The 7,253-nt window shown below is 60.2% G+C and carries 7 protein-coding genes; 4 read left to right on the top strand and 3 right to left on the bottom strand.

Translation table 11 applies throughout. The features are described 5' to 3' along the window. Positions 1–103: 103 nt before the first annotated feature. Both cysQ and nudE read right to left on the bottom strand, forming a co-directional pair. Entirely contained in the window at positions 104–931 is an 828-nt protein-coding gene (gene cysQ, locus ACRESJ_RS04815) for a 3'(2'),5'-bisphosphate nucleotidase CysQ (protein WP_431756879.1), read from the bottom strand. Next, on the bottom strand, positions 928–1,494 hold the full coding sequence (gene nudE, locus ACRESJ_RS04820) for an ADP compounds hydrolase NudE (RefSeq protein ID WP_431756880.1): 567 nt from the start codon (positions 1,492–1,494) through the stop codon (positions 928–930). Before nudE ends, cysQ begins: the two co-directional genes overlap by 4 nt. Positions 1,495–1,582: 88 nt before the next feature. Here nudE and yrfG point away from each other — a divergent pair, with 88 nt between their 5' ends. Beyond that, a complete protein-coding gene (gene yrfG, locus ACRESJ_RS04825) occupies positions 1,583–2,245 on the top strand; it encodes a GMP/IMP nucleotidase (protein ID WP_431756881.1) in 663 nt (220 codons plus the stop codon). Between the two features lie 126 nt (positions 2,246–2,371). Here yrfG and lysM read toward each other — a convergent pair whose 3' ends face one another. Then, positions 2,372–2,815 carry a peptidoglycan-binding protein LysM gene (gene lysM / locus ACRESJ_RS04830; RefSeq protein WP_431756882.1) on the bottom strand — a complete coding sequence of 148 codons (444 nt, stop codon included), beginning with the start codon at positions 2,813–2,815 and terminating at the stop codon, positions 2,372–2,374. A 128-nt stretch (positions 2,816–2,943) separates the two neighbouring features. Between lysM and ACRESJ_RS04835 the strand changes: the two genes are divergently transcribed. The 3 genes from ACRESJ_RS04835 (at position 2,944) to ACRESJ_RS04845 (ending at position 7,108) form a co-directional block, all read left to right on the top strand. Further along, on the top strand, positions 2,944–3,831 hold the full coding sequence (locus ACRESJ_RS04835) for a LysR family transcriptional regulator (protein ID WP_431756883.1): 888 nt from the start codon (positions 2,944–2,946) through the stop codon (positions 3,829–3,831). Between the two features lie 92 nt (positions 3,832–3,923). Beyond that, positions 3,924–4,763, top strand: a complete 840-nt coding sequence (gene fdhD, locus ACRESJ_RS04840) for a formate dehydrogenase accessory sulfurtransferase FdhD (RefSeq protein WP_431756884.1) — start codon at positions 3,924–3,926, stop codon at positions 4,761–4,763. Beyond that, on the top strand, positions 4,760–7,108 hold the full coding sequence (locus tag ACRESJ_RS04845; RefSeq protein ID WP_431756885.1) for an FdhF/YdeP family oxidoreductase: 2,349 nt from the start codon (positions 4,760–4,762) through the stop codon (positions 7,106–7,108). Before fdhD ends, ACRESJ_RS04845 begins: the two co-directional genes overlap by 4 nt. Positions 7,109–7,253: the final 145 nt, after the last annotated feature.

The following is a 7,253-nucleotide window of genomic DNA, read 5'->3' on the forward strand; positions in this document are numbered from 1 at the left end:
GTGAAGGCCCAATCGCTAGCAGGCTAGCTCCCACAGGTTTTGCGGTGTTTGGTGATGATGGGTCCGACAGGTCGGAGCCGCCGCAGGCTGCGATCTTTTGATCTTAACCGCGGGCCAGTTCCAGCAACTTGGCCCGCCACGCAGCCTTTGCCGGCAATGCCAAAAAGAACTCATTCAACAGCGACTCACGGGCCGGATAGCTGAACGGCTCACCACTCAACTCCAGCACCTCACCGCCCGCGCCTTCCAGCACGCCTTGCGCTGCCGCGGTGTCCCACTGCGAAGTCGGTGCCAGGCGCGGATAGCAATCGGCGGCCCCTTCGGCCAACAAACAGAACTTCAGCGAACTGCCGATGTTGGCCAGCTGCAGGTCACCCAGGCTGGCACTCAAACCGGCCAGCAAACGTTCCTGTTCAGGGCTGGAATGGCGGCGACTGGCGACCACCGTAAAGGCCTCGCCCGGCGCCAGCACGTCACGCACATGAATGGCCACAGGTGTGCCACCTTTGTCACCACGCCATGCGCTCAATCCGGCACCGCCGACATAAAAACGCCCGCTGGTCGGCATCGAAACAACGCCAAACACCACGCGCCCCTGCTCGATCAACGCAATGTTGACGGTGAACTCTTCACTGCCGGAGATGAACTCCTTGGTCCCGTCCAATGGGTCGACCAGCCACCAGCGCTGCCACCCGGCGCGCACGCTTTGGGGGATGTTGGCGTCTTCCTCTGAAAGCACCGGAATGCTCGGGTCCAGCGCCGTCAGCCCGGCCACAATCAGGTGATGAGCCGCCAGGTCTGCGGCAGTCACCGGCGAGTCATCAGCTTTGGTCGTTACGGCTGTACCACTGCGCCAGAACGGCAAAATCGCTTCACCGGCCTTCAATGCCAGTTCGACCACCGGCGCCATCAACGGATGAGGGAAGTTCATGGCAGGAATACTCCACGCTGAGTCAGCAGATCGCGGGCCAGATACAGCGCCGCCAAGGCACGGCCCTCAGTGAAATGCGGGTTCTGCACCAATGCCGACAGCTCCCGCAGATTGACCTTGCCCAGGCCCATCGGCTCGGGCTCGTCACCCTCAAGACGTTCTTCGTAGAGATCGGTGGCCAGCACCACCTGAATTTTCTGGCTCATGTAGCCGGGCGACAACGATAGCTCGGTCAGATGTTCCAATTGCCGCGCGCCAAAACCGGCCTCTTCCATGAGTTCCCGCTCGGCCGCCGCCAGCACGTCTTCACCTGGCTCGATCAAGCCCTTGGGCAGAGACAACTCGTACTCTTCAGTGCCACCGCAATACTCCTCGACCAGCACCGCGTGATCGGCATCGAGCATCGCCACGACCATCACTGCGCCATAGCCTGCGCCCCTGCCGACCAATCGCTCATAAGTGCGTTCCACGCCATTGGAAAAGCGCAACTGCAGTGCTTCGACACGGAACAAACGGCTGGTAGCGACGATTTCGCGGGCGAGTATGGTGGGTTTCTGGCGCATGCAAAGCTCCTTGGCGTGAACGCGCTACTATAACGCGGCTTTCCCGATTATTTACGCCAGATATCTTTCTAAAGCCCGAGACGTTGCCATGCCTTCATTACCCTGGTCCGACATCGACACCGTTCTGCTGGACATGGACGGCACGCTGCTGGACCTGCACTTCGACAACCATTTCTGGCTGGAGCATCTTCCCCAGCGCTACGCCGACTTGCACGGCGTAAGCCGGGCCATGGCCGAGCTTGAGTTGCAACCGTTGTTCGAACGCAATGCCGGACAATTGCAGTGGTATTGCCTGGATTTCTGGAGTGCCGAACTGAATCTGCCAGTGCGGGAACTGAAGCTTGAAACCGCACACTTGATCGCCCTGCGCCCGGATGCAGACACCTTTTTGGCGGCGATCAAACAGGCGGGCAAACGCGTGATTCTGATCACCAACGCACACCGCGATTCGCTGTCGCTGAAACTGGAAAAAATCGAACTGGCGCCCTATTTCGAGCGTTTGATCAGCTCCCACGATTACGGTTTCCCCAAGGAAAACCCACAGTTCTGGGATGCCTTGCAGGCGGACATTGGATTCGACCCGGCACGCAGCCTGTTCATCGACGACACCTTGCCGATTTTGCGCAGTGCACGGGATTTTGGGGTGGCGCATTTGCTGGCAGTCAAAGAGCCGGACAGCCGCAAGGGGCCTAAGGACACGGCCGAGTTTGCGGCGGTTGGGGATTATCTGGATTTGATTGCAGGGCTGTAGACCGAGTCGCCTGCATCGCGGGCAAGCCACGCTCCCACAGGATTTGTGTCGCTCGCATCTTTGGTGAGCAACACAGATCCTGTGGGAGCGGGCTTGCCCGCGAAGGCCATCACGCGATCTAAAGCCTTACTTCGCAGGAATACGCAACGACTGCCCCGGATAGATCTTGTCCGGATGCGACAGCAGCGGTTTGTTGGCTTCAAAGATCTTGTTGTATTGATTGGCGTCGCCATACACACGCTTGGAAATCGCGCTGAGGGTGTCACCCTTCACAACGGTGACAAATACGGCGGCCGCCACAACTGGCCCAGTCACCGTGATCTGATCGTCCACACTACCAACGCCCGCAATATTGCCCAATGCCAGCAGAATCTTTTCTTTCTCCTCCTGACTTGCGACTTCACCGGTCACCGTGACCTTGTCGCCATCCACCGTTGCCTGCACATTCGGGTTACCCAAGCCGACCTTGCTGATGTGTTCCTTCAACTGCTCACCAGCATTGGCATTACCAGGTGTCAGTAGATCGATAAGCTTTTCGCCAGCTTCTTTGATAAAGCTCAAAAGACTCATGGTGCACTCTCCTTGGGTTTGGGGTTCCAGACGCAAGAGCCTAGACCACCGCCAACATTTGCGGATCCAACCCGACCAACGACCCCGCTTGCGCTAGAATCGTCCCCTTCCCAAACCCTGGAGCGAAGATGGACATCAAGCAGCTGAAATTCCTCATCGCTCTGGACGAAACCCGGCACTTCGGCCAAGCCGCCGCGCGCTGCCACATCACCCAGCCAACCCTGTCGATGCGCCTGCGCAATCTCGAAGAAGAACTCGAGCTACCGCTGGTCAATCGCGGTCAACGCTTCGAGGGCTTTACCGCACCGGGCGAACGGGTGCTGGCGTGGGCGCGCACCGTGTTAGCCGCCTACGACGGTTTGTATGCCGAAGCTGCGGCCTGTCGCGGCAATCTGGTCGGCACCTTGCGCTTGGGCGTGGTGCCGCTGTCGAGCTTCGATCCACTGCCGTTGATGCAACACCTGCATGCCGAACACCCGAACCTGCGCTTCGAACTTTCGGCGCTCAGTTCCGAAGAGATACTCGAGCAACTGGCGAACAATCGTCTGGATCTCGGGGTTTCCTACCTGGAACGCCTGGACGCCGAACACTTCGACTCGCTGACGTTCAGCGAAGCGCGCATGGCCCTGCTCTACGATCAGCGTTTTTTCACCTTTGGCGACGCGCCGCTGAGTTGGGAATCGTTGATCGAGCTACCGCTGGGCATGCTCACCAGCGGTATGCACTTTCGCCAATCCATCGACCACAACTTCCACAGCCGCGGCCTGACCCCACAACCGTTGTTGCAGACCGATGCCGTGCACCAACTGTTACAAGCTGTGCACGGAGGACTGTGCTGCGCCGTCATGCCCTTGGACGGCGGCCTTGAAGGCCTGACGGATGACTTGCGCCTGCAACCCATCGAAAACGCCCAAACCCTCGGCCGGCTCGGGCTGATCATGCGTCGAAGCGCGCCACGCTCGGCGCTGGCGGAGGCTTGTTTTGCCCTCTATCAACAATCGCTGATAGCTCATTGATCGACCGCATCTATCGGCAGATCAGTAATAGCGATTAGACGCGACAGTTTGCCGCGCCTAGTCTTAAAGCTGACCAAACCGTCGGTGATGCCATGAAGTCCAAGCGCCCCTCCTGCGCGGCGCCTGCCCTCGAAACGCCCGCGCCTGATGCCAGCCACACGTACAGCTACAGCAACCTTGAATACTCGGAATCAGCCAGCACCGCGCTCGCCGAGGAAGTGGCGTTGGCGATTGCCTACAACGGCATCAGCCAGGCGGTCATGTTGGTAACGCCAACCGATCTTGAAGACTTCATCGTCGGCTTCAGTCTGGGCAGCGGCATCATCGAAGACGCCAACGACATTTATGACCTGCAACTGACCGGCTCGGGCTCAGCGCAGTACGCACAAGTGACCATCGCCAACCGTGCGTTCTGGAATCTCAAACAACAGCGTCGACAATTGGCCGGCACCAGCGGTTGCGGATTGTGCGGCGTGGAAGCGGTCGAGCAGGCCCTGCCGGACCTCAAGGTGCTGCCCGGCGCGCCACTGCCGCCTGCCGAATGGCTCGACGGCCTTCGCCAGCGCATCGGCGCATTCCAGCCCCTTGGCCAGCATTGCGGCGCGGTGCATGCGGCGGTGTTCATGAACAACCAGGGCGAGTTGCTGCTCGGGCGCGAAGACATCGGCCGACACAATGCCTTGGACAAGCTGATCGGCGGGCTTGTCCGCCAGAACATTTCGACCACAGGCGGACTGGCGATTGTCACCAGCCGTTGCAGCCTTGAATTGATCCAGAAAGTTCTGCGCGCCGGTATCCAGACCCTGGTCAGCCTGTCGTCGCCCACGGGCCTTGCCGTGCAATGGGCCCGTCGCCACAACCTCAACCTTATCCATTTGCCACAGAAAAACGCGCCGCGGGTCTACAGCCCGGTGCGGGAGAATCAAGCGTGAGTCAACACCGTCAAGCCGACCAGAAACCCGTTCCCCGCTACAAGCCTTATCGAGGCGCGGCCGGTGGCTGGGGCGCGCTGAAAAGCGTTGCCCAGGCCTGGTTGACCAGCGACAACGCGCTGAAAAACCTGCGCATGATGCTCAAGACCAACAAGAACGGCGGCTTCGACTGCCCGGGTTGTGCCTGGGGCGACTCTCTGGAAGGCGGCATGGTGATGTTCTGCGAGAACGGCGCCAAGGCGGTGAATTGGGAAGCGACCAAACGGCGTGTCGATGGCGCATTCTTCGCCAAACACAGCGTCACTTCGTTGCTGGAACAGAGTGATTACTGGCTTGAGTACCAAGGCCGGTTGACCGAACCGATGAGCTACGACGCACAAACCGATCGCTACAAGCCAATCAGTTGGGACGACGCGTTCGCACTGATCGCCAAGCACCTCAATGGCTTGTCGAGCCCGAATCAGGCCGAGTTCTACACCTCGGGTCGTGCCAGCAACGAAGCGGCGTTTCTCTATCAATTGTTCGTGCGCGCCTACGGCACCAACAACTTCCCCGATTGCTCGAACATGTGCCACGAGGCCAGCGGTGTCGCGCTGTCGCAGAGCGTTGGCGTCGGCAAAGGCACCGTGACTTACGATGACTTCGAACACGCCGATGCGATCTTCGTCTGGGGCCAGAACCCCGGCACCAACCACCCACGGATGCTTGAACCTCTGCGAGAAGCGGTCAAGCGCGGCGCACAGGTCGTGTGCATCAACCCGCTCAAGGAACGGGGCCTGGAACGCTTCCAGAATCCGCAGCACCCGATTGAAATGCTCACCAACGGCGACAAGCCGACCAACACGGCTTACTTCCGCCCTGCACTGGGTGGGGACATGGCGATCATGCGCGGCATGGCCAAGTTCCTGCTGCAATGGGAGCGCGAGGCGCAAAAGGCTGGCACGCCGGCCGTGTTCGATCACGACTTCCTCAACGAACACAGCGTCAATGTGCTGGAGTACCTGGCCGTCATCGACGACACCCCCTGGGAGCAGATCGTCGAGCAGTCGGGCCTGCCTCTGGTGGAAATCGAGCAAGCGGCGCGCATGTACGCCAAGGGCAAGAAGGTCATCATGTGCTGGGCGATGGGCATTACTCAGCATCGCCACTCGGTAGCGACCATTCAGGAAATCGCCAACCTGATGCTGCTGCGCGGCAACATCGGCCGACCAGGCGCGGGACTGTGCCCGGTGCGCGGCCACAGCAACGTGCAGGGCGACCGGACCATGGGCATCAACGAACGCCCACCGGTGGCGTTCCTCGACGCGCTTGAGCGCCGCTTCCAGTTCAAGGTGCCACGTCACAACGGTCATAACGTGGTCGAGGCGATCCACGCCATGGCCGAAGGTCGGGCGAAAGTGTTCATCGCCCTGGGCGGCAACTTCGCCCAGGCCACGCCCGACAGCCCACGGACCTTCCAGGCCCTGAGCAATTGCGACCTGACCGTGCAGATCAGCACCAAGCTCAACCGCAGCCATCTGGCCCACGGTAAAGACGCGTTGATCCTGCCGTGCCTGGGCCGCACCGACATCGATATCCAGACCGAAGGCGCCCAAGCGGTGACCGTCGAAGATTCGTTCAGCATGGTCCACGCCTCCAATGGGCAATTGCAGGCGCTGTCGAACCAGATGCGCTCGGAGCCTGCCATCCTGGCAGGAATTGCAGCCGCCACCCTGGGTAACGAGCCGGTGGACTGGAACTGGCTGGTAGCGGACTACAGCCGCATCCGCGACCTGATTGCCGACACCATCCCAGGCTTCAAGGACTTCAACGAAAGACTCAAGAACCCCGGCGGCTTCTACCTCGGCAGCACGGCCGGTGCGCGCAAGTGGAGTACCGCATCGGGCCGGGCCAATTTCAAGCCGAACAGCCTGCCTAAGGATCTGGTACACGAGCGCACCCGCGCCACTGGCAGGCTGCCGGACCTGATCCTGCAATCGATGCGTTCCCACGATCAGTACAACACCACGATCTATGGTCTCAACGATCGTTATCGCGGGGTCAAAGGTCAGCGCGATGTGCTGTTCGTCAACGAAGCCGACATCATGCGTCTGGGCTTCAAGCCTGGGCAAAAGGCTGACATCGTTTCGCTTTGGGATGATGGCGTTGAACGACGGGTGAAAGGCTTCACACTGCTGGCGTTCGACATCCCCGCCGGGCAAGCGGCGGCGTACTATCCGGAAGTGAACCCGCTGGTGCCATTGGAAAGCATCGGAGACGGCAGCCACACCCCGACGTCGAAGTTCGTGGCGATCCGGTTGGAAGCGGCGAGTGAGACAGGGTTGATCGTGGCGCAGTCGGCTTAACGCGTTAGCAGGTCTGGCCTCTTCGCGGGCAAGCCTCGCTCCTACAGATGCAACACCACATAATTGTAGGAGCGAGGCTTGCCCTAATGCCGGTCAGTTAAGGCATTTGTAGGAGCGAGCTTGCTCGCGAAAAACTTCAGGACGC

The sequence above is a fragment of the Pseudomonas sp. genome, from assembly GCF_050739655.1.
Taxonomy (GTDB): domain Bacteria; phylum Pseudomonadota; class Gammaproteobacteria; order Pseudomonadales; family Pseudomonadaceae; genus Aquipseudomonas.

What these genes read in the sequence shown, in the direction of transcription:
- yrfG (WP_431756881.1), top strand. Translation starts at nt 1,583, where the DNA reads ATGCCTTCATTACCCTGGTCCGACATCGACACCGTTCTGCTGGACATG.
- cysQ (WP_431756879.1), bottom strand. Translation starts at nt 931, where the DNA reads ATGAACTTCCCTCATCCGTTGATGGCGCCGGTGGTCGAACTGGCATTG.
- fdhD (WP_431756884.1), top strand. Translation starts at nt 3,924, where the DNA reads ATGAAGTCCAAGCGCCCCTCCTGCGCGGCGCCTGCCCTCGAAACGCCC.
- ACRESJ_RS04835 (WP_431756883.1), top strand. Translation starts at nt 2,944, where the DNA reads ATGGACATCAAGCAGCTGAAATTCCTCATCGCTCTGGACGAAACCCGG.
- nudE (WP_431756880.1), bottom strand. Translation starts at nt 1,494, where the DNA reads ATGCGCCAGAAACCCACCATACTCGCCCGCGAAATCGTCGCTACCAGC.
- lysM (WP_431756882.1), bottom strand. Translation starts at nt 2,815, where the DNA reads ATGAGTCTTTTGAGCTTTATCAAAGAAGCTGGCGAAAAGCTTATCGAT.